Below are 19715 nucleotides of genomic sequence, written 5' to 3'. Positions count from 1 at the left end.
GAACCCGGAAGCTAAGCCTACCAGCGCCGATGGTACTGCACCCGCCAGGATGTGGGAGAGTAGGACACCGCCGAACTTTCTTTGAGAAGCCCCGGGGCTTCGGTCGAGAATCACGAATTCTCCCGAAGCCCCGGGGTTTTTCTTATTTCCCGTGATTCGACAGGAGTGCCGACACGTCGGTGCGGAGGGCGGCCAGCCTGCGCTTCGCGACGGCCCGCGCGTCTTCGAGCGAGCCGGATACCGGCTCGACCACCTGTAAGTACGTCTTGAGCTTCGGCTCGGTGCCCGACGGCCGGATCACCACCCGCAGCCCGTCACCGGAGATCCGGACCGCGTCGGTCGCCGGCAGCAGATCCTCGATCGACACGGGAACACCGGCCAACTCGGCCGGTGGCGCGTTGCGAATCGCCTGCAGGACCTCGGTGCGGACGCTCAGGTCCGTGACCCGCGACGAAAGCTGATCCGTCAGGTGCACGCCATGCCGGATCGTCAGGTCGTCCAGCACATCGAGCAGCGACCGGCCCGAGGCCTTCAGCGTCGCGGCGAAGTCGCAGGCCATCACGGCGGCCGCGATCCCATCTTTGTCACGCACGAAGTCCGGGTTCACACACAGGCCCAGCGCTTCCTCGTACGCGAACACGAGGCGATGGCCGGCTCGGGTCAGCCATTTGAACCCGGTGAGTGTTTCGGCGTACCGCGCGCAGTGGGCGGCCGCGATCCGGCTCAGCATCGACGAAGACACGATCGTCGTCGCGACCAGGGGATCAGGGCAACTCGTCGTGGACAGGACGTGCTCACCGAGCAGGACGCCGGTCTCGTCCCCGCGCAGCATCCGCCACGAACCGTCGCGATCCCGCACCCCCACCGCGCAGCGGTCCGCGTCCGGGTCCAATGCGATCGCCAGGTCCGCGTCGACCTCCGCGGCCAGCGTCACCAGCAGGTCTGTCGCGCCCGGCTCCTCCGGGTTCGGGAACGACACAGTCGGGAAGTCCGGGTCCGGTTTCGACTGCTCCGGCACCAGGTGCACGGCGGTGAACCCGGCCGCCGTCAGCGCCCGCCTGAGCACGTCCGCGCCGACCCCGTGCAACGCCGTCGCGGCCACCCGCAGCGACCGGGACGGGCCGACCGGGATGGCGGCGACCCGCGATACGTACTCGTCGACGATGTGCTCGCCCAGCACCGGAACGCCGGGCGTCCGCGGGACGGCGACCGCCGGCGGCGCCGACGCGATCGCGCCTTCGATCTCCCCGTCCGACGGCGGCACGACCTGTGACCCGCTGCTGTCGTAGAGCTTGTACCCGTTGTCCGCGGGAGGGTTGTGGGAGGCGGTGATCTGTACGCCAGCCGCGGCCTTCAGTTGCTTCACCGCGAACGCGAGTACCGGCGTCGGCAGGGGGCCGGGCAGCAGCCGCGCGTCGAACCCTGCCGCGTACAACACTTCGGCGGCCGCGATCGCGAAACGTTCGGAACCGTACCGAGCGTCGCGGCCGACGACGACCATCTCGCCGGTCTTTCCCTGCCGGGCAAGCCACGAGGCCACCCCGGCCGTCGTCCGCACGACCACCGTGGTGTTCATCCCGTTCGGCCCGGCTCGCACCGGTCCGCGCAGACCGGCCGTGCCGAACCGCAGCGGACCGCTCATCCGGTCGGCGAGATCGGTGACCGCGCCGGGCTCGCCGTTCATCGCACGCGCCAGCACCGCTTCCAGTTCTTCGCGGTTGTCGGCGTCGACATCCTCGGTAATCCACGCGAAGGCCCTGTTCCGCAACTCGCGCGGGAGCCGGTCCCGTTCGTTCACCGGACAAGCCTACTTTTCTAGGCGCGAGCCACCAGTTCCCGCAGCAGGGTTCCCATCCGTTCGGCCGCCGCGCGGCCCGCCTCGATCACCTCGACGTGGCTCAGCGGCTCACCGGTCATGCCGGCGGCGAGGTTCGTGACGAGCGACAGCCCGAACACCTCGAGCCCGGCCGCGCGGGCCGCGATGGCCTCCAGCACCGTCGACATTCCGACCAGATCCGCCCCGAGGGTCCTCAGCATGCGGATTTCGGCGGGGGTCTCGAAATGCGGCCCGGGCAGCCCCGCGTAGACACCTTCCTCGAGGCTCGGGTCGATCTCGCGGGCCACGTCGCGTAAGCGGTGCGAATACAGGTCGACCAGGTCCACGAAGTTGGCGCCGGTGATGGGCGACGTCGCGGTCATGTTGAGGTGATCGGAGATCAGCACCGGCTGCCCGACCTGGAACCCCGCGCGCAGCCCGCCCGCGGCGTTGGTGAGCAGGACCGTCCGCGCGCCCGCGGCGGCGGCCGTCCGCACACCCTGCACCACGCGAGCGACGCCCTTGCCCTCGTACAGGTGTGTGCGGCCGAGGAACACCAGCGCGCGGTTGCCGTTCACCCCGACCGAGCGCACCGTGCCGCCGTGGCCGACGGCCTCGGGCTTCTCGAAACCGGGTAGCGCATCGAGCGAGATCTCCGCGTCGCCTTCGCCGATGACGTCGGCCGCGGGCCGCCATCCGGAGCCGAGAACCACCGCGATGTCGTGCTTGGCGTGGCCCGTGCGTTCGGCGATGACGGCTGCCGCGGCCTCGGTCAGGTCGTGTTCGGTCATGCCGCGAGCTTAGAACTGGTCCGAACAGCACCGTGAGCACGAGCATGCCGAGCCGGACCGCGCTCAGACCTCGGCCCATCGCGTCCCCGGCCTCGCGTCGGTGTCCGCGGAGCGGTTCACTCGGTGATCGAGAACGTGGGCACGATTCGCTCGTACAGTTCGGTGCGCGCGGTGTCCTCCTGCTCGGTCGGCACGGTCACGCTCACCGCCCACAGGCTCGGGCCGTTGCGGAAGACCTGCGCGAACGTCGTGCGGCTGATCTGGCTGCCGCTGCCCCGGTCGAACGTGCGGTACGTCAGCGCGTAGCCGTCGCGCCCGTCGGTCAGCCGCACGGGCGTCCCGACCGGCGTGTACTCGCCGGAACCCCGGCTGGCGGCGAGCCCCTTGAGGTACTGCTCGATCTGATGGCCGGGGAAGAACCCGGCGATATGGTCGACCGCGAGCATCTGCGAGCCGTCCGGCGAAACCCATTCCACCAGCGTCGACGGCGGCATGTCGTCCCCGACGCCCGAGCCGGTGAACCGCGTCCAATCCTGGGGTACTTCGACCGAGAACGTCGCATCCTGGCCGCGTACGCTCGACGCGTCCCCGGTGCGGCGTTCGAACTTCGTGGGCGGCGGTTCGACCGCCGGCGCACCGCTCTGTTTCGCCGGCGGGATGACCGGTTCGGCGCCGATCACGCGAGCCGCGACGAACCCGCCGGCGGCGAAGATCAGGAACAGCAGGATCGCGACCGTGGTCAGCACCGCCGTCGCGGTGACGCCGCGTCCGGCCGGGGCGGCTGGCGGAGTGGGAGAGGGAGCGAACGGGAGCGGGCCGGGGTCGGCGGCCAGTTCCTGGCTCGCCTCGGCCGAGGCCGGGCCGGGCTTGGTCGCCGGGGCCATCTCACGCGTGTCGGTCGCCTCGGCGCGCCGGCCGGTCGCCTGCTCGAACATCTCGGAGCCGAACAACACCCGCGGGGCCTTGGTGAGCAGCGGATACAGCTGCCGGCGGACCTCCCGCAACGACATCCGGTCACGCGGCTCCTTCGCCATCAGCGCGGTGATGACGGGTGCGAGCGGGCCCGGCGACGGCCGCGGCACCTGGCCCTTGACCACCTTGCCGATGGTCTCCAGCGGATCGCCGTCGGCGTCGTAGGGCGGGTGGCCTTCCAGCGCGTTGAACAGGGTCGCGCCCAGCCCCCACAGGTCCGCGCCCGGGGTGACCGCCTTGCCGGAGGCGACTTCCGGGGCCATGTACGCGGGTGAACCCAGCGTCATCCCCGTGCGGGTCATGGTCGCCTCGGAGACGTTGCGGGCGATGCCGAAGTCGGTGAGCTTGATCCGGCCGTCTTCGGCGACCAGCACGTTGCCGGGCTTGACGTCACGGTGGGTGATGCCGGCGGCGTGCGCGGCCTCGAGCGCGGCGGCGACGGCGTCCCCGACGGCGGCGGCTTGTTCCACCGCCAGCGGACCGTGCTCGGCGATCAGTTCGGCGAGGCTGTGCGAGGGCAGCAACTCCATCACGACGAACGGCTCGCCGTCCTCGCGGGCGACGTCGTGCAGGATGATCACGTTCGGGTGAGACAGCACGGCGATCGCGCGGGCCTCGCGGAGCGTGCGTTCCCGCAGCTCATCGGCCTGCGCGGTGGTCACGCCCGGGGGTAGCCGGATCTCCTTGACGGCTACGGGGCGTTGCAGGAACTCGTCATACGCCGACCAAACGGTCCCCATCGAGCCCGAACCCAGCACCGAGCGCAACCGGTAGCGTCCGGCGACGACGCGGGAGTCCTCGCTGTCGGTGGGCACCCGCATATTGTGGCGGATGGCGTGTGGGGTCACCGCGAGCAGGCTCACACTTGGCGGGATGGACACGTCCCTACCATGCTTAGGTATGACTCAGGCAGGGACAACGGGGCCCGATGACCTGGCGCTCGCCGCTGAGTTCGAGACACCGGAGCGGGCCGCCTGGCAGGAACTCGTGGCGGGGGTGCTCCGCAAGAGCGGGCGGCTGCCGGAGGATTTCGACGGCGCTCCGGAAAGGCTGCTCGCCACCACGACCTATGACGGTATCGAGATCCAGCCGCTCTACACCGCCGAGGACGGCGCGCCGCCCGCCGGATTCCCCGGGCTGGCGCCGTTCGTGCGCGGGGGCAAACCCGAGGGCACCGGCTGGGACGTCCGTGTGCTGCATGAGAACGCCGACAACCAGGCGATCCTCGCGGATCTGGAAAACGGCGCGAACTCCGTGTGGCTGCGGGTCGGTACGCCGTCTTCCCTGGCGGAGGCCCTCGACGGGGTCTACCTCGACCTCGCTCCCGTTGTTCTCGAAGCCGGCGAGGAGTACGAGGCCGCGGCGAGCGCCCTGCTGGAATTGCTCGCGCAGAAAAACGTTCCGGACAGCGAAGTCACGGGCAACCTAGGTGCCGACCCGGTCACCCTGCGCGCTCGCACCGGCGCCGCACACGACCTCGCGCCTGCCGTGGAGCTGGCGGCGCGCCTGGCCGCGAAGCACCCGAAGCTGCGCACGATCGTCGTCAACGGCTTGCCGTACCACGAGGCCGGTGGTTCGGACGCGCAGGAACTGGGCGCGGCGATCGCGGCGGGAGTCGCGTACCTGCGGGCGCTCACGGCCGCCGGGTTGAGCGTCGACGAGGCGGCCGCGCAGCTCGAATTCCGGTTCGCCGCAACGGCGGACCAGTTCCTGACCATCGCGAAACTCCGCGCCGCGCGGCGGCTGTGGTCGCGTGTCACGGAAGTGTCCGGCGGTGTTCCGCGCGGGATGAAGCAGCATGCCGTCACCTCGACCGCGATGTTCACCCAGCGTGATCCGTGGGTGAACATGCTGCGCACGACCGTCGCGTGTTTCGCCGCCGGCGTAGGCGGCGCCGACGCGGTCACCGTCCTCCCGTTCGACAGCGCGCTCGGCCGCCCTGACGCGTTCGCCCGGCGGGTCGCCCGCAACACCCAGTCGATCCTGCTGGAGGAGTCGCACCTGTCCGGGGTGATCGATCCGGCCGGCGGTTCGTGGTACGTCGAGAACCTGACCGACGCGCTCGCGCACGCGGCGTGGCGCGAGTTCGCCGAGCTGGAGCGCGCGGGCGGTATCGAGGCCGCGCTCGATTCCGGTTTCCTGCCCGGGAAGCTCGCCGAGACGTGGGAGAACCGGTCGCGGCGGCTGGCCACCCGCGAGGACCCGATCACCGGCGTCAGTGAGTTCCCGCAGCTGGCGGAGAAGCCCGTCGTACGGCCGCCGTCACCGTCCGTTTTGGACAACGGGTTGCCGAGGCACCGCTACGCCGAGCAGTTCGAGCGGCTGCGTGACCGCTCCGACGCGTACCTGGCCGAGCACGGCGAACGGCCGAAGATCTTCCTCGCCGCACTGGGTCCGCTCGCGTCGCACACCGCGCGGGCGATGTTCGCGTCGAACCTGTTCCAGGCCGGTGGTGTCGAGCCGGTCAATCCCGGCGCGGTGGATGACGCCGTCGCCGCGTTCCGCGCGAGCGGGGCGACGGTCGCCTGCCTGTGCGGCAGCGACCGTTCGTACGCCGAACAGGCGAGCACGGTGGTCGCGGGACTGCGGGAGGCCGGGGCGAAAGCCGTTCTGCTGGCCGGGAAACCGGATGAGTCCTACGGCGAGCTGGCCGGGTTCGTCCACCGTGGCTGCGACGCGCTCGCCGTGCTGGCCGGCACCCTGGACACGCTGGGAGTGAAATGATGGCCATCCCCGACTTCTCGAGCGTCGAACTCGGCATTCCGGAACCCGGTGATCAGGCCGCCTGGGCGGAGGCGCTGCAGGCGAGTACCGGCAAGGGGCCCGACGCGCTGGCCTGGGAAACGCCCGAAGGCATCGGGGTCAAACCGGTCTACACCGCCGAGGATCTGTCCGATGTGGACTTTCTGGGCACGTATCCCGGGCTGGCCCCCTTCCTGCGAGGGCCATACCCGACGATGTACACGACACGGCCGTGGACCGTCCGCCAGTACGCCGGTTTCTCCACCGCGCAGGAGTCGAACGCCTTCTACCGCCGCAATCTCGCCGCCGGGCAGAAGGGGCTTTCGGTCGCCTTCGACCTGGCCACCCATCGCGGCTACGACTCCGACCACCCGCGGGTCGGCGGCGACGTCGGCATGGCGGGCGTGGCGATCGATTCGATCTACGACATGCGCCAGCTGTTCGACGGCATCCCGCTGGACCGGATGAGCGTGTCGATGACGATGAACGGCGCGGTGCTGCCGGTGATGGCGCTCTACATCGTGGCTGCCGAGGAACAGGGGGTCGCGCCCGAGCAGCTCGCCGGGACCATCCAGAACGACATCCTCAAGGAGTTCATGGTCCGCAACACCTACATCTACCCGCCGCAGCCGTCCATGCGGATCATCTCCGACATCTTCGGCTACACCTCGCGGCGGATGCCACGGTTCAACTCGATCTCCATCTCCGGCTACCACATGCAGGAGGCCGGCGCGACCGCCGACCTCGAACTGGCGTACACGCTCGCCGACGGCGTCGAGTACATCCGCGCAGGCCTCGACGCGGGCCTCGACATCGACAAGTTCGCGCCGCGGCTGTCGTTCTTCTGGGCCACCGGCATGAACTTCTTCATGGAAGTCGCGAAGATGCGCGCCGCACGGCTGCTGTGGGCCAAGCTGGTGAAGCAGTTCTCGCCCGGCAGCCAGAAGTCGCTCTCCCTGCGCACGCACTGCCAGACCTCGGGCTGGTCGCTGACCGCACAGGACGTGTACAACAACGTCGTGCGCACCTGCGTCGAGGCGATGGCGGCGACACAGGGGCACACGCAGTCCTTACACACCAACGCCCTGGACGAGGCGCTGGCCCTGCCGACCGATTTCTCCGCCCGCATCGCCCGCAACACGCAGTTGGTGCTGCAACAGGAATCCGGTACCACGCGCGTGATCGATCCGTGGGGCGGCAGCGCGTTCGTCGAGCGGCTCACCTACGACCTCGCGCGCAAGGCGTGGGGGCATATCGACGAGGTCGAGTCCGCCGGCGGGATGGCGCGCGCGATCGACGCGGGCATCCCGAAGCTGCGCATCGAAGAGGCCGCGGCGCGCACGCAGGCCCGCATCGACTCGGGGCGGCAGCCCGTGATCGGCGTCAACAAGTACCGCGTCGCCGAGGACGAGCAGGTCGACGTGCTCAAAGTGGACAATGCGGGGGTGCGGGCGCAGCAGCTGGAGAAACTGCGGCGGTTGCGGGAAGAGCGTGACCCGAGTGCGGTCGAGGACGCGCTGCGGCGGCTAAGCGCGGCGGCCGACGGCGAGGGGAACCTGCTGGAGCTGGCCGTGGACGCGGCACGTGCGAAGGCGACCGTCGGCGAGATCTCCGAGGCGCTGGAAAAGGTCTGGGGACGGCACGCGGGCCAGATCCGTACGATCTCCGGAGTGTACCGGGACGAGGTCGGGAAATCCGGAAACGTGGCCAAGGTGCGTGAACGTGTCGAGCGGTTCGCCGAAGCCGAAGGGCGCCGCCCGCGCATCCTGGTCGCGAAGATGGGCCAGGACGGGCACGACCGTGGCCAGAAGGTCATCGCGACCGCGTTCGCCGACCTCGGCTTCGACGTCGACGTCGGCCCGCTGTTCTCGACCCCGGCGGAGGTCGCGCGCCAGGCGATCGAGGCAGACGTGCACGTGGTCGGGGTGTCCTCGCTCGCGGCCGGGCACCTGTCGCTCGTGCCGGCGCTGCGCGAGGAGCTCGCGAAACTGGGCCGCGAGGACATCATGATCGTCGTCGGTGGTGTCATCCCGCCGCAGGACTACGACGAGTTACGCGCGGCGGGCGCGGCGGCGATCTTCGGCCCGGGCACGGTCATCGCCGACGCGGCGCTGGGCCTGCTCGACCAGCTGGAGCAGGACTGAGTGGCCCGTAACGTCGACGTCGGCGCGTATGTGAAAGGCGTGCTCGCGGGGGACCGCGGCACCCTTTCGCGCGCGATCACGCTCGTCGAGTCCAACCGCGCCGACCATCGCGGGCAGGCACAGGAACTGCTGGTCGAGCTGCTGCCGCACACGGGTGGGGCGCGCCGGGTCGGCATCACGGGCGTGCCCGGGGTCGGCAAGTCGACGTTCATCGACCAGCTCGGCACCGATCTCACCGAGGCCGGGCACCGGGTCGCGGTGCTCGCCGTGGACCCGTCGTCCACCCGGACCGGCGGGAGCATCCTCGGCGACAAGACCCGGATGGCCCGGCTCGCGGTCGACCCGGCGGCGTTCATCCGGCCTTCCCCGACGTCGGGCACGCTCGGCGGCGTCGCCCGCGCGACCCGCGAGACGATCGTGCTGATGGAGGCGGCGGGGTACGACGTCGTGCTGGTGGAGACCGTTGGCGTCGGCCAATCGGAGGTCACCGTGGCGAACATGGTCGACTGCTTCCTGTACCTGACCCTGGCCCGCACCGGCGATCAGCTGCAGGGCATCAAGAAGGGCGTGCTGGAACTCGCCGACGTGATCGCCGTGAACAAGGCCGACGGCGAGCACGAACGCGACGCGAAGCGGGCGGCGCGGGAGCTGGCCGGCGCGTTGCGGATGATCTACGGGCCCGACGCGTCCTGGACACCACCCGTGCTGACCTGCAGCGGGCTGAACGACGTCGGGCTCGACACGGTGTGGCAGCAGATCGAACGGCACCGCGAACAACTGCTCGAATCGGGCGAACTGGACGCCAAACGAAAGCAGCAGCAGGTCGACTGGACGTGGTCGATGGTGCGCGAGCAACTGCTCGGCAGGCTCGCCGAACATTCCGGGGTGCGAGCGATCGTGCCCGAGGTCGAACAGGCGGTCCGGAACGGCGAACTGACCGCGACGCTCGCGGCACAGCGCATTCTGGATGCTTTCGGAGCGTGACTTCCCATATCCGGCCAGGCACACTATGCCGTGTCGAGGGAAAGGCAAGCCAGATGAGGAAGATGCGCGGTCTGGTGTCCGCGTTGCTGCTTGGCGTGCTGCTGTCGTTCGGCGCGCCGACCGCCGCCGCCGCGGCTCCGGCCGTGGTGTCCGTCGTGCACGGACCGCTCGCCGAACAGGCCAACGCGCCCGTCGGGCCGGTCATCGACCCCGCGGACAACGAGCGCGCGAACGCGCAGAAGACCAAGAACAAGATCGTCGTCGGGGTCATCGCGGCCGTGCTGCTCGGTATCGTCCTGTGGGGACGGAGCATCCGGCGGAAGAAGCGGAAGAAGTCCTCCGACCAGGCGAAAGGTAAGTGAAGCGGTACCGCTAGTACAGGTGGGCCGAAGTGCCCCGTACCGTTCAACGCAGATCCACTACCGGCCGTCTTCAGCCCCCGCCAGGGCGAGGTTTTTGCCGCCTGCATAGTGCAATATTGCATCAAATGGGTTACACGCTTTGTGCATTTGGAGGTTCGGTGTGACCGTGCTGGACTCATGGCGGGAGCTTCCCGGCGACCGCGGCGAGCGCGCTGCCTCTTTCGGGGCATCGGACGCGCTGATCACCGAGGACGGCGTCAGCATGGCACCCGTGACCGACCTCGGTGCGGGAAGAGGACCGTTCTGGCTGGACGAGTGGCTGGACCGGCACGGGGCCGATGTGGTCGCGTGGCGTCGCCGCATCCACGCCAGTCCGGAGCTCTCCCGGCACGAATACGCGACGACCGAACTGATCTGCACCGTGCTGCGCTCGGCCGGCCTCGATCCGGAGGTCCTGCCCGGCGGCACCGGCGTCATCTGCGACGTCGGCAGCGGCCCCACCTGCGTGGCGCTGCGTGCGGACATCGATGCGCTGCCCCTCACCGAGGCGACCGGGTTGCCCTATTCATCCAGCGTGGAGGGTGCGACGCACGCCTGCGGGCATGACGCGCACACCGCCATCCTGCTCGGCGCCGGGCTCGCGCTGGCGTCCGCGCCGGAACTGCCGGGCCGGGTCCGGCTGATCTTCCAGCCGGCCGAGGAGGTCATGCCGGGCGGTGCGCTCGACGTGATCGACGCCGGCGGGCTCGACGGGGTCGACCGCATCTTCGGGCTGCACTGCGACCCGCGCGTGCAGGTCGGCCAGGTCGGTTCCCGGGTCGGCGCGCTGACGTCGGCCGCGGACCTGATCGAGTTGCGGCTGACCTCGCCCGGCGGGCACACGTCGCGCCCGCATCTGACGGCGGACCTGGTGCACGCGCTCGGCGTGGTCATCACGTCGCTGCCGTCGCTGCTGTCGCGCCGCGTCGACCCGCGGTCGGGAACGGTGCTGGTGTGGGGTGCGGTGCATGCCGGCCAGGCGGCGAACGCCGTGCCCCAGGACGGTGCGCTGCGCGGCACTCTGCGCACTGCCGAGCATGAGGTCTGGAAGGCTCTCGAACCGCTCGTCGCGTCGTCCGTCGAGTCGCTGCTCGCGCCGACCGGTGTCGGGTTCGAACTGGACTACCGGCGCGGGGTGCCGCCGCTCGTCGGAGACGGGGACAGCACCGCGATCCTGCAGGCGGGTGTCGAAGCGGCGCTCGGTGAGCACGCGCTGACCGGGACGGAGCAGTCGTCGGGCGGCGAGGACTTCGCGTGGTACCTCGAGCACGTCCCCGGCGGTTTCTTCCGGCTCGGCGTGTGGAGCGGTGAGGGTGAGATGCGTGACCTGCATCGCCCGACGTTCCAGCTCGACGAGCGGGCCCTGCCCGTCGGCATCCGCTGCATGGTCCACACCGCCCTGACCGCCCTCGCCTAGTCCGAAGGCGTGTTGGCCCGCCGCGTCGCCGAGTTGGCCCGCCGCGTCACTGAATTGGCCCCGTGCGGGGTGAACACAGCGACGTAGCGGGCCAACACGCTTTGGCCGGCTATCCACAACGAGCCAGTTGTCCACAGATTTCGCTTTCAAGTCCACCATGGCAGTTCGCTGGGGCCAATCTTGGTATGTGTTTGGCATTCCGAATTCAGAACATGGTGCGGCGCGGAGGCGAGACGTCGCCAACGCGCTCGGCGAACGCGCGCTCCGCGGCGCCTTGAAGGACGGCGTCTTCGTCCAGCTGTGGCGTGGAATCGTGGTGGACGGGAAGCGCGTGCTCGACCCGGTCACACGCGCATCGGCCGCGCTACTTCTGGCCGGGAAGGATGCGGTGTTGTCCCGGAACACCGCCGCCGTCCTGCATGGACTCACCGCGGCCGAGGCATTCGAAGTACACGTTACCGTTCCGTACTCGAGTTGGGTTCGCTCGACGACCGGCTTGGTCGTCCATCACGGCCGTTTCACCGGGGAGGACGTCGTAACGCGGTACGGGCTGCCGGTTTTCTCCCTGGACGCGGTGATCACCGAACTGCTCTGCGGCGAGGTCCGCTGGAAGGCCCTTGCCTGTCTTGACCAGGCGCTCGCGGGTCTGTCCGATCGGAACACGAAAGCACTGCTCGACGCGGTCGATCTGCATTTGATGCACCGCGACGACCGTCGTGGGGTGAGGATCGCCGAATCGTTGCTGGCGCTCGGGGTTCGCGGTGCGGAGTCGCCGCAGGAGAGCCGGCTCCGACTCGTCATCACCGACGCGGGATTTCCGAACCCGGTAACGCAACACCCTATTTTCACGCTGAGCGGTGAATTGCTGTACCGGCTCGATCTCGCGTGGCCCGAGCTGCGAATCGGCGTCGAATACGATGGTTACGAGGCCCACGAGGGCCGCGACGATTATGACTCCGAGCGGGATCGGCGGTTGGCCGGTCGAGGTTGGCGAATCGTCCGGGTCCGCAAGGAGGACTTGGCTGAGCCAGCCCGATTTCTTGCCGAGCTCCGACTGGCATTCTCCGAGCGGCGGTACCCGCTCGGAGCGTGATCGGCGAATTCGCGGGCGAGGTGAGCCAATTCGGCGCGGGGGAGGGCCAACTCGGCGACGCGCGGGGCAAAATCGGGGAGTGGGTTAGGTGGCGATGCCGCGGCAGGGGCGGGTGCGCAGGTCGTCGACGTAGTCCGTGGGGGCGCCGGCGGCTTCGGCCGCGTCGGCGAGGACGCCGAGGTAGCGGGCCGAGGGCAGGCCGCCCTCGTAGGCGTCCAGCACGTAGAGCCAGGCCAGGACCGAACCGTCCATTGTCTGGACGCGCAGCCGGATCTTGTTGTGGAGCCCCAGTTCGCCGCCTTCCCAGCGGTCCAGGAGCCCTTCGTCGAGCGGTGTGACGTCGTAGATCACCACGAACACCCGGGAGCCCGGGTCCTCGACGATGGTCGCGAGCGCGCCTTCCCAGCCGAGGTCCTCGCCACCGAAGGTCAGCCGCCAGCCTTCCAGCCAGCCCGTGCCCGCCATCGGCGAGTGGGGGGCGCGCTCCATCATCTGGGCGGGCTCCATGTTGGACCCGTAAGCGGCATACAACGGCACCGGCACAGATTAGCCGCCTGCGCCTCACCCGGCCGGACGTACTCCAGGTATGGACTCCTAAGGTGGACATGAGCGGTGTGACAGGAGGGTGAAGACGTGACCAGAATCGTGATCATGGGCGGCGGCCCGGCGGGTTACGAGGCGGCGTTGGTGGCGGCTCAGCACGGCGCGAATGTCACGATCGTCGAGCGGGACGGCCTCGGCGGCGCCTGCGTGCTCTACGACTGCGTCCCGTCCAAGACTTTCATCGCCTCCTCCGGCGCCCGCGCGAGCATGCACAGCCTCGGTGAGCTGGGCATCGCCACCGACATGGCGGACATGAGCGTCGACCTGCGCACGGTGCACGGGCGAGTGAAGGGCCTCGCGCTCGCGCAGTCGGCCGACATCCGGGCCCGTGTCCAGCGTGAAGGCGTGCGGGTGATCATCGGCCGGGCGCGTTTCCACGACGACGAGCCCGGTCTCGCGCAGCACAAGGTCCTGGTCACCCCCCGCTCGGGCGAGCCGGAGGTGCTCGACGCCGACGTCGTGCTCGTCTCGACCGGCGCCACCCCGCGTGTGCTGCCCGGGGCGGTGCCCGACGGTGAGCGCATCCTCGACTGGCGCCAGCTCTACGACCTGCGTGAACTGCCCGAGCACCTCGCCGTCATCGGTTCCGGCGTGACGGGCGCCGAGTTCGCCTCCGCGTACACCGAGATGGGCGTCAAGGTCACGGTGATCTCCAGCCGCGACCGCGTGCTGCCCCACGAGGACGCCGACGCCGCCGCCGTGCTCGAAGAGGTCTTCTCCCAGCGCGGTACCGCGGTGGCCAAGCACGCGCGCGCCGATCGGGTCGAACGGACCGAGAAAGGCGTCTCGGTACACCTCACCGATGGCCGGGTGATCGAGGCGAGCCATGCGCTGATGACCGTCGGGTCGACCCCGAACACCACCGACATCGGCCTCGAACGGGTGGGCATCGACCCGGGGCCGGGCGGGTTCATCACGGTCGACCGCGTGTCGCGCACGAGCGTGCCGGGCGTGTACGCGGCCGGTGACTGCACCGGCGTCCTGATGCTCGCGTCGGTCGCCAGCATGCAGGGCCGCATCGCGATGTGGCATGCGCTGGGCGAGGGGGTCGCGCCGATCAAGCTCAAGACGGTCGCGGCGAACGTGTTCACCCACCCCGAGATCGCCACGGTCGGCATCTCACAGCAGGCGATCGACTCCGGCGAGGTGCCGGCGAGGACGGTCATGCTGCCGCTGGCGACCAACGCGCGGGCCAAGATGGAGGGGCTGCGCCACGGGTTCGTGAAGCTGTTCTGCCGCCCGGCGACGGGTGTGGTCGTCGGCGGCGTGGTCGTCGCCCCGACCGCGAGCGAGCTGATCCTGCCGATCGCGCTCGCCGTGCAGAACCAGCTGACCGTCGAGCATCTCGCGCTGACGTTCTCGGTGTACCCGTCGCTCTCGGGCTCGATCACGGAGGCCGGCCGCCAGCTGATGCGGCACGACGACCTCGACTGACCCGTTTTTGTCGGTGGGTGGTGCAAGACTGTGGCCGTCACCACAAACCGGCGAAAAGCAGGAGGTCAATCATGACGATCCGGGACACTCCCTGGCCCGCGGGCACCCCGTGCTGGGCGGACGTGATGGTGCCCGATCCCAAGCGTGCGGCCGATTTCTACGGTCCGCTGCTGGGCTGGACCCTGGTCGATCAGGGTGCCGAGTTCGGCAACTACCTGATCGCCCACGTGCAGGGCAGAGCCGCGGCCGCGATCGGGCCGAAGCCACCCGGGATGGAAGAGATGCCCTCGGTGTGGACGACGTATCTCGCGACCGAGAACGCGGACTCGACCGCCGAGAAGATCACCGCCGCGGGCGGGCAGTTGCTGATGCCGCCCGGGGACGTCGGTCCGGCCGGCCGTCTCGCGATGGCCTTCGATCCGACGGGCGCCGCGTTCGGCATCTGGCAGGCCGGGCAGACCACCGGCGTCCAGATCGCGAACGTGCCGGGGACGCTCGTGTGGAACGAGTGCATGACGCGCGATTTCGAGGCGGCGAAAGCCTTCTATGCCAGCGTGTTCGGCTACGAGTACGACGACATGTCCGGCGAGGGGTTCAGCTACGCCACGGCGAAGGTGAACGACCACATCATCGGCGGGGTCGGTGGGCTGCCGGCGGAGGTACCTGCCGAGATCCCCGCGCACTGGACCACGTATTTCGGCGTCACGGACACCGATGGCGCGGTGGCCAAGGTCGGTGAGCTGGGCGGTTCCGTGCTCAGCCCGGCACGGGATTCACCGTACGGGCGGCTCGCCCAGGTCGCCGACGACCAAGGTGTTCCGTTCAGCCTGATCTCGGTGCCCGCCGAGAGCTGACCGCGAGAGCTGACGTTGGCCCGCTCCGCCAAGAAGGGAGCCGATTCCTACAACTGAAAAGCGGGGCCACCCCTGTGGGAGGGGCGGCCCCGCCGGGACGATCGTGCCTATTCGACCCAGTCGAACGTCTTCGTGACCGCCTTCTTCCAGTTGTGGTACTGCACCTGGCGGGTCTCCTCGGGCATGGATGGGGTCCATTCCTTGTCCTGGGCCCAGTTGTTCCGGATGTCGTCTTCACTCGCCCAGAAGCCGACCGCGAGCCCTGCCGCGTACGCGGCGCCGAGCGCGGTGGTTTCGCTGACGACCGGCCGGATCACCGGCACACCGAGGATGTCCGCCTGGAACTGCATCAGCAGTTCGTTGACGACCATGCCGCCGTCGACTTTCAGGGACTTCAGCGGCACTCCCGAATCGGCGTTCATGGCCTCGATGACCTCACGTGACTGAAAGGCCGTCGCTTCCAGGACAGCACGAGCGAGATGGCCCCTGTTCACGAACCGCGTCAGGCCGACGATCGCGCCACGGGCGTCGGAACGCCAGTAGGGAGCGAACAGGCCCGAGAAGGCCGGCACGAAGTACGCGCCGCCGTTGTCCTCGACGGTGCGCGCGTGCTCCTCGATCTCGGCGGCCGTGCTGATCAGACCCAGGTTGTCCCGCAGCCACTGGACCAGTGAACCGGTCACCGCGATCGAGCCTTCCAGCGCGTACACGGTGTCGTTCGAGCCGATCTTGTAGCAGACCGTGGTGAGCAGCCCGTTCTGCGACATGACCTTCTCGGTCCCGGTGTTGAGCAGCACGAAGTTGCCGGTCCCGTAGGTGTTCTTGGCTTCACCGGGGGAGAGGCACGCCTGCCCGAAGGTGGCCGCCTGCTGGTCGCCGAGGATCCCGGCGATCGGCACCCCGGCCAGCACACCGCGCTCGCGCACCCGGCCGTACTCCTCGGAGGACGACCGGATGTCCGGGAGCATGGACATCGGGATGCCCATGTCCGCGGCGTGGCCTTCGTCCCAGGACAGGGTGTCGAGGTCCATCAGCAGCGTGCGCGACGCGTTCGTCGGGTCCGTGACGTGGATCCCGCCGTCCGGTCCGCCGGTCATGTTCCACAGCACCCAGGTGTCCATGTTGCCGAACAGCAGGTCACCCGCTTCGGCGCGGGCGCGGGCACCCTCGACGTTGTCCAGGATCCACTTGATCTTCGGGCCCGAGAAGTACGTGGCCAGCGGCAGGCCGGACCTGTCCCGGTAGCGTTCCTGCCCGCCGCCGAGCGCGCCCAGTTCGGCGACGATCTTATCGGTCCTGGTGTCCTGCCAGACGATCGCGTTGTAGACGGGCTTTCCCGTCCTGCGATCCCATACCAGCGCCGTCTCCCGCTGGTTGGTGATACCGACGGCCGCGATGTCCGTCGCCGTCAGATCGGCCGTCGCCAGTGCGCCGGCGGTGACCGCCCTTGTGTTCTCCCAGATCTCCTCCGCGTTGTGCTCGACCCAGCCGGCCTTGGGGAAGATCTGTTCGTGCTCCCGCTGGTCCGAGGCGACCACCCGGCCCGAGTGGTCGAAGATCATCGCCCGGGTCGAGGTGGTGCCCTGATCGATCGCGGCGACGTAGGAAGTCGGCATATGCCCTCCTTGGGCTCGTTCGAGGTATGCGGTCCGGGTCAGTCGGTCCCCGACGCAGGTCCGTCCGCGGGTTCGCGCTGGGGAACGCGACCCGGCTCGGGCGGCGTGAGCTCCGGCGCCTGCCGTGCCGCGAGCACCTGACCGATGAGCAGGTCGTAGATCAGGATGCCGACGACCCCGCCGACGAGTGGCCCGACTATCGGGATCCAGAAGTAGTTGCTGAACCAGTCACCGTTGCCGGGGAACGCCTTACTGCCCCAGCCTTCGAAGAAGGTCAGCAAGCGGGGACCGAGGTCACGGGCCGGGTTGATCGCGTAGCCGGCGTTGGTGCCGAAGGACATGCCGATGCCGGCCACGACGAGCCCGACCGCGATCGGGCCGAAGTTTCCTTGCGGCGCCTGGTTACGCTTGTCGATCAGCGCCGCGATGAGACCGACGAGCAGGGCCGTGCCGACTATCTGGTCCACCAGCGGGCCCCAGATCCCGTTGCCGAAGTACTTCGCCGGGAAAGTGGCGAATATCGAGAAGGTCGACAGCGAATCCGGCCGGGCCTGTGGCGGGTTCTGCGCGGCGTTGAAGGCGTCGATCGCGTTGTGGTACACGGCGTAGACCACCGCCGCGGCCGCGAGAGCGCCGATCACCTGCGCCGCCCAGTAAGGGAGAACCTTTCGCCACGCGAACCCGCGGCGCAGGGCGAAGGCGAGGGTGACCGCGGGATTGAGGTGTGCACCGCTCACCCCTCCTGCCACGTACACCGCGAACATGACGGCAAAACCCCAGCCCCAGGCTATGATCAGCCAGTTGGCCGGGCCGAAATCAGCGGTTTGCCTGCCCGAGCCGGGCAAACCGGCCACCGCGACGGCGACCGAACCACAGCCAAAAAGAATGATGACCGCGGTTCCGAGAAATTCCGCGAGCAACTCCCCACCAGTGTTCTGCCGCAGACGGGTCCACGCCCCCGGCTCGCGATGAGAGACCTGATCGCTCATGGCGCACCTCCGGTTCCAAGGCATCGTCGCCTCTGATCTTCATCGTCCTGCACCCGCAGACGTTGGACAAGTTCCCGCGCGGGCCCGGAAGCGGGCGACGTGCCATGCTGGGATCGGCAGGACACCCGCGAGGAGGGAAGCCGGAGTGATTGAGGCGGAACTGGGACCGGCCGCACGTGAGCGATCCTGGCGGCGGCTGACCGAGGAGACGTTCGACCTTGTCGTGGTCGGCGGCGGGGTCGTCGGTGCCGGCACCGCCCTCGACGCCGCGACACGCGGCCTTCGAGTGGCGCTGGTGGAGGCACGCGACCTGGCCTCGGGCACGTCGAGCCGGTCGAGCAAGCTTTTCCACGGTGGCCTGCGCTATCTCGAGCAACTCGAGTTCGGTCTGGTCCGCGAGGCGCTGCACGAGCGGGAGCTGATGCTCACGACACTCGCGCCGCATCTGGTGAAACCGGTGAGCTTCCTGTACCCGCTGACGCACCGGGCGTGGGAGCGCCCGTACACCGCGGCCGGGCTTTTCCTCTACGACACGATGGGCGGCGCGCGATCGGTGCCCGGCCAGAAACATCTGACGCGCGCGGGCGCGCTGCGGCTGGTGCCCGCGCTCAAGCGGAATGCGCTCATCGGCGGTATCCGGTACTACGACGCGCAGTCCGACGACGCGCGTCACACCATGACCGTCGCCAGGACGGCCGCCCATTACGGCGCCGTCGTGCGCACTTCGACCCAGGTCGTCGAGTTCCTCCGCGAAGCCGACCGGGTGTCCGGGGTGCGGGTGCGGGACGTCGAGGACGGTCGCGAGACAGAGGTCCAGGCCAATGTCGTGATCAACTGCACCGGCGTGTGGACGGACGAGCTGCAGCGGCTGTCCGGCAGCCGCGGCCGTTTCCGCGTGCGGGCGAGCAAGGGCGTGCACATCGTGGTGCCGCGGGACCGGATCGTGTCCGAATCCGGGCTGATCCTCCGGACGGAGAAGTCCGTGCTGTTCGTGATCCCGTGGCGAAACCACTGGATCGTCGGCACGACCGACACCGACTGGCATCTGGACCTGGCGCATCCCGCCGCGACGAAGAACGACATCGACTACATCCTCGACCACGTCAACGCGGTGCTCGCGACCCCGCTGACCCACGACGACATAGAAGGCGTGTACGCCGGGTTGCGGCCGTTGCTGGCGGGGGAGAGCGAAGAGACCTCGAAGCTTTCGCGTGAGCACGCGGTCGCGCGCGTGGCGCCGGGCCTGGTGGCGATCGCGGGTGGCAAGTACACGACGTACCGGGTGATGGCGGCCGACGCCGTGGACTCCGCCGCGGTGGACCTGCCGGGGAGGCTGCAGTCGTCGATCACCGACAAGGTCCCGCTGCTGGGGGCGGACGGCTATCACGCGCTGGTCAACCAGGCCGATCATCTGGCGGCGCAGCACGGGCTGCATCCTTACCGGGTCCGGCATCTGCTGGACCGCTACGGGTCGCTGGTGCACGAGGTGCTCGCTCGCGCCGACGGCAAACCGGAGTTGTTGCGGCCGCTCGAGAGCGCCCCGGACTACCTGGCGGTCGAGGCGGTGTACGCGGCGAGCGACGAGGGTGCGCTGCACCTGGAGGACGTCCTCGCCCGGCGGACGCGCATCTCGATCGAGTACCCGCACCGGGGCGTGGACTGCGCGGCGCAGGTCGCGATGCTCATGGGGCAGGTCCTGGGCTGGTCCGACGCGACCATCGAGCGGGAGGTCGAGGTCTACACCGCACGGGTCGCGGCCGAGCGCGATTCGCAGACGCAGCCGGACGACGAGGCGGCGGACGCGAGGAGGTCCTCGGCACCGGAGGCCCGGTCCCGGCTGACCGAGCCGGTGGGCTGAG

General features: G+C 69.4%; 15 protein-coding genes and 1 rRNA gene. 10 read left to right on the top strand and 6 right to left on the bottom strand.

Going from position 1 to position 19715, the window contains the following annotated elements; all coding sequences use genetic code 11:
• A 5S ribosomal RNA gene (rrf, locus tag FG385_RS35830) occupies positions 1 to 76 on the top strand; the annotation flags it as partial.
• A 66-nt stretch (positions 77 to 142) separates the two neighbouring features.
• Here rrf and FG385_RS30535 read toward each other — a convergent pair.
• From FG385_RS30535 to FG385_RS30525, 3 genes are all read right to left on the bottom strand, one after another.
• A complete protein-coding gene (locus FG385_RS30535) occupies positions 143 to 1798 on the bottom strand; it encodes a phospho-sugar mutase (RefSeq protein ID WP_235022890.1) in 1656 nt (551 codons plus the stop codon).
• Between the two features lie 17 nt (positions 1799 to 1815).
• Positions 1816 to 2607: a purine-nucleoside phosphorylase gene (locus tag FG385_RS30530; RefSeq protein WP_139100263.1), complete on the bottom strand. Its 792-nt coding sequence runs from the start codon at positions 2605 to 2607 to the stop codon at positions 1816 to 1818.
• Positions 2608 to 2723: 116 nt separating this feature from the next.
• A complete protein-coding gene (locus FG385_RS30525) occupies positions 2724 to 4400 on the bottom strand; it encodes a serine/threonine-protein kinase (RefSeq protein ID WP_139100273.1) in 1677 nt (558 codons plus the stop codon).
• A 79-nt stretch (positions 4401 to 4479) separates the two neighbouring features.
• Between FG385_RS30525 and FG385_RS30520 the strand changes: the two genes are divergently transcribed.
• From FG385_RS30520 to FG385_RS30495, 6 genes are all read left to right on the top strand, one after another.
• Positions 4480 to 6303, top strand: coding sequence for a methylmalonyl-CoA mutase family protein (locus tag FG385_RS30520; protein ID WP_139100262.1), 1824 nt, complete (start codon positions 4480 to 4482; stop codon positions 6301 to 6303).
• Positions 6303 to 8465 carry a methylmalonyl-CoA mutase gene (gene scpA, locus FG385_RS30515; protein ID WP_139100272.1) on the top strand — a complete coding sequence of 721 codons (2163 nt, stop codon included), beginning with the start codon at positions 6303 to 6305 and terminating at the stop codon, positions 8463 to 8465. Before FG385_RS30520 ends, scpA begins: the two co-directional genes overlap by 1 nt.
• The gene (gene meaB / locus FG385_RS30510; protein ID WP_139100261.1) at positions 8466 to 9449 is read left to right on the top strand and encodes a methylmalonyl Co-A mutase-associated GTPase MeaB; all 984 of its coding nucleotides are present in this window, start codon (positions 8466 to 8468) and stop codon (positions 9447 to 9449) included.
• A gap of 53 nt (positions 9450 to 9502) precedes the next feature.
• A complete protein-coding gene (locus tag FG385_RS30505; RefSeq protein WP_139100260.1) occupies positions 9503 to 9811 on the top strand; it encodes a hypothetical protein in 309 nt (102 codons plus the stop codon).
• Positions 9812 to 9971: 160 nt separating this feature from the next.
• Positions 9972 to 11267, top strand: coding sequence for an amidohydrolase (locus FG385_RS30500; protein ID WP_139100259.1), 1296 nt, complete (start codon positions 9972 to 9974; stop codon positions 11265 to 11267).
• A gap of 127 nt (positions 11268 to 11394) precedes the next feature.
• Positions 11395 to 12360: a DUF559 domain-containing protein gene (locus tag FG385_RS30495; protein ID WP_235022889.1), complete on the top strand. Its 966-nt coding sequence runs from the start codon at positions 11395 to 11397 to the stop codon at positions 12358 to 12360.
• A gap of 84 nt (positions 12361 to 12444) precedes the next feature.
• On the opposite strand, the gene FG385_RS30490 is transcribed toward FG385_RS30495, so the two are convergent.
• Entirely contained in the window at positions 12445 to 12897 is a 453-nt protein-coding gene (locus FG385_RS30490; protein WP_200834736.1) for a gamma-glutamylcyclotransferase, read from the bottom strand.
• Positions 12898 to 12993: 96 nt separating this feature from the next.
• On the opposite strand from FG385_RS30490, the gene FG385_RS30485 reads away from it, so the two are divergent.
• Together FG385_RS30485 and FG385_RS30480 are read left to right on the top strand one after the other, a co-directional pair.
• The gene (locus FG385_RS30485; RefSeq protein ID WP_139100258.1) at positions 12994 to 14397 is read left to right on the top strand and encodes an NAD(P)H-quinone dehydrogenase; all 1404 of its coding nucleotides are present in this window, start codon (positions 12994 to 12996) and stop codon (positions 14395 to 14397) included.
• A 71-nt stretch (positions 14398 to 14468) separates the two neighbouring features.
• A complete protein-coding gene (locus tag FG385_RS30480) occupies positions 14469 to 15251 on the top strand; it encodes a VOC family protein (protein WP_139100257.1) in 783 nt (260 codons plus the stop codon).
• A 107-nt stretch (positions 15252 to 15358) separates the two neighbouring features.
• On the opposite strand, the gene glpK is transcribed toward FG385_RS30480, so the two are convergent.
• Positions 15359 to 16867, bottom strand: a complete 1509-nt coding sequence (gene glpK / locus FG385_RS30475) for a glycerol kinase GlpK (RefSeq protein ID WP_139100256.1) — start codon at positions 16865 to 16867, stop codon at positions 15359 to 15361.
• A 38-nt stretch (positions 16868 to 16905) separates the two neighbouring features.
• Positions 16906 to 17856, bottom strand: a complete 951-nt coding sequence (locus tag FG385_RS30470) for an MIP/aquaporin family protein (RefSeq protein WP_139100255.1) — start codon at positions 17854 to 17856, stop codon at positions 16906 to 16908.
• A 148-nt stretch (positions 17857 to 18004) separates the two neighbouring features.
• On the opposite strand from FG385_RS30470, the gene FG385_RS30465 reads away from it, so the two are divergent.
• Positions 18005 to 19714: a glycerol-3-phosphate dehydrogenase/oxidase gene (locus tag FG385_RS30465; RefSeq protein ID WP_200834737.1), complete on the top strand. Its 1710-nt coding sequence runs from the start codon at positions 18005 to 18007 to the stop codon at positions 19712 to 19714.
• The last annotated feature ends 1 nt before the right edge of the window (position 19715 follow it).

Source organism: Amycolatopsis alkalitolerans, assembly GCF_006152065.1.
GTDB lineage: Bacteria > Actinomycetota > Actinomycetes > Mycobacteriales > Pseudonocardiaceae > Amycolatopsis_E > Amycolatopsis_E alkalitolerans.
This window is presented reverse-complemented; position numbering and strand designations above follow the sequence as displayed.

Excerpts from the sequence above, each read along its gene's own strand:
- FG385_RS30530 (WP_139100263.1), bottom strand. The coding sequence starts at position 2,607 with ATGACCGAACACGACCTGACCGAGGCCGCGGCAGCCGTCATCGCCGAA.
- FG385_RS30525 (WP_139100273.1), bottom strand. The coding sequence starts at position 4,400 with ATGCGGGTGCCCACCGACAGCGAGGACTCCCGCGTCGTCGCCGGACGC.
- FG385_RS30520 (WP_139100262.1), top strand. The coding sequence starts at position 4,480 with ATGACTCAGGCAGGGACAACGGGGCCCGATGACCTGGCGCTCGCCGCT.
- scpA (WP_139100272.1), top strand. The coding sequence starts at position 6,303 with ATGGCCATCCCCGACTTCTCGAGCGTCGAACTCGGCATTCCGGAACCC.
- FG385_RS30505 (WP_139100260.1), top strand. The coding sequence starts at position 9,503 with ATGAGGAAGATGCGCGGTCTGGTGTCCGCGTTGCTGCTTGGCGTGCTG.
- FG385_RS30480 (WP_139100257.1), top strand. The coding sequence starts at position 14,469 with ATGACGATCCGGGACACTCCCTGGCCCGCGGGCACCCCGTGCTGGGCG.
- glpK (WP_139100256.1), bottom strand. The coding sequence starts at position 16,867 with ATGCCGACTTCCTACGTCGCCGCGATCGATCAGGGCACCACCTCGACC.
- FG385_RS30470 (WP_139100255.1), bottom strand. The coding sequence starts at position 17,856 with ATGAGCGATCAGGTCTCTCATCGCGAGCCGGGGGCGTGGACCCGTCTG.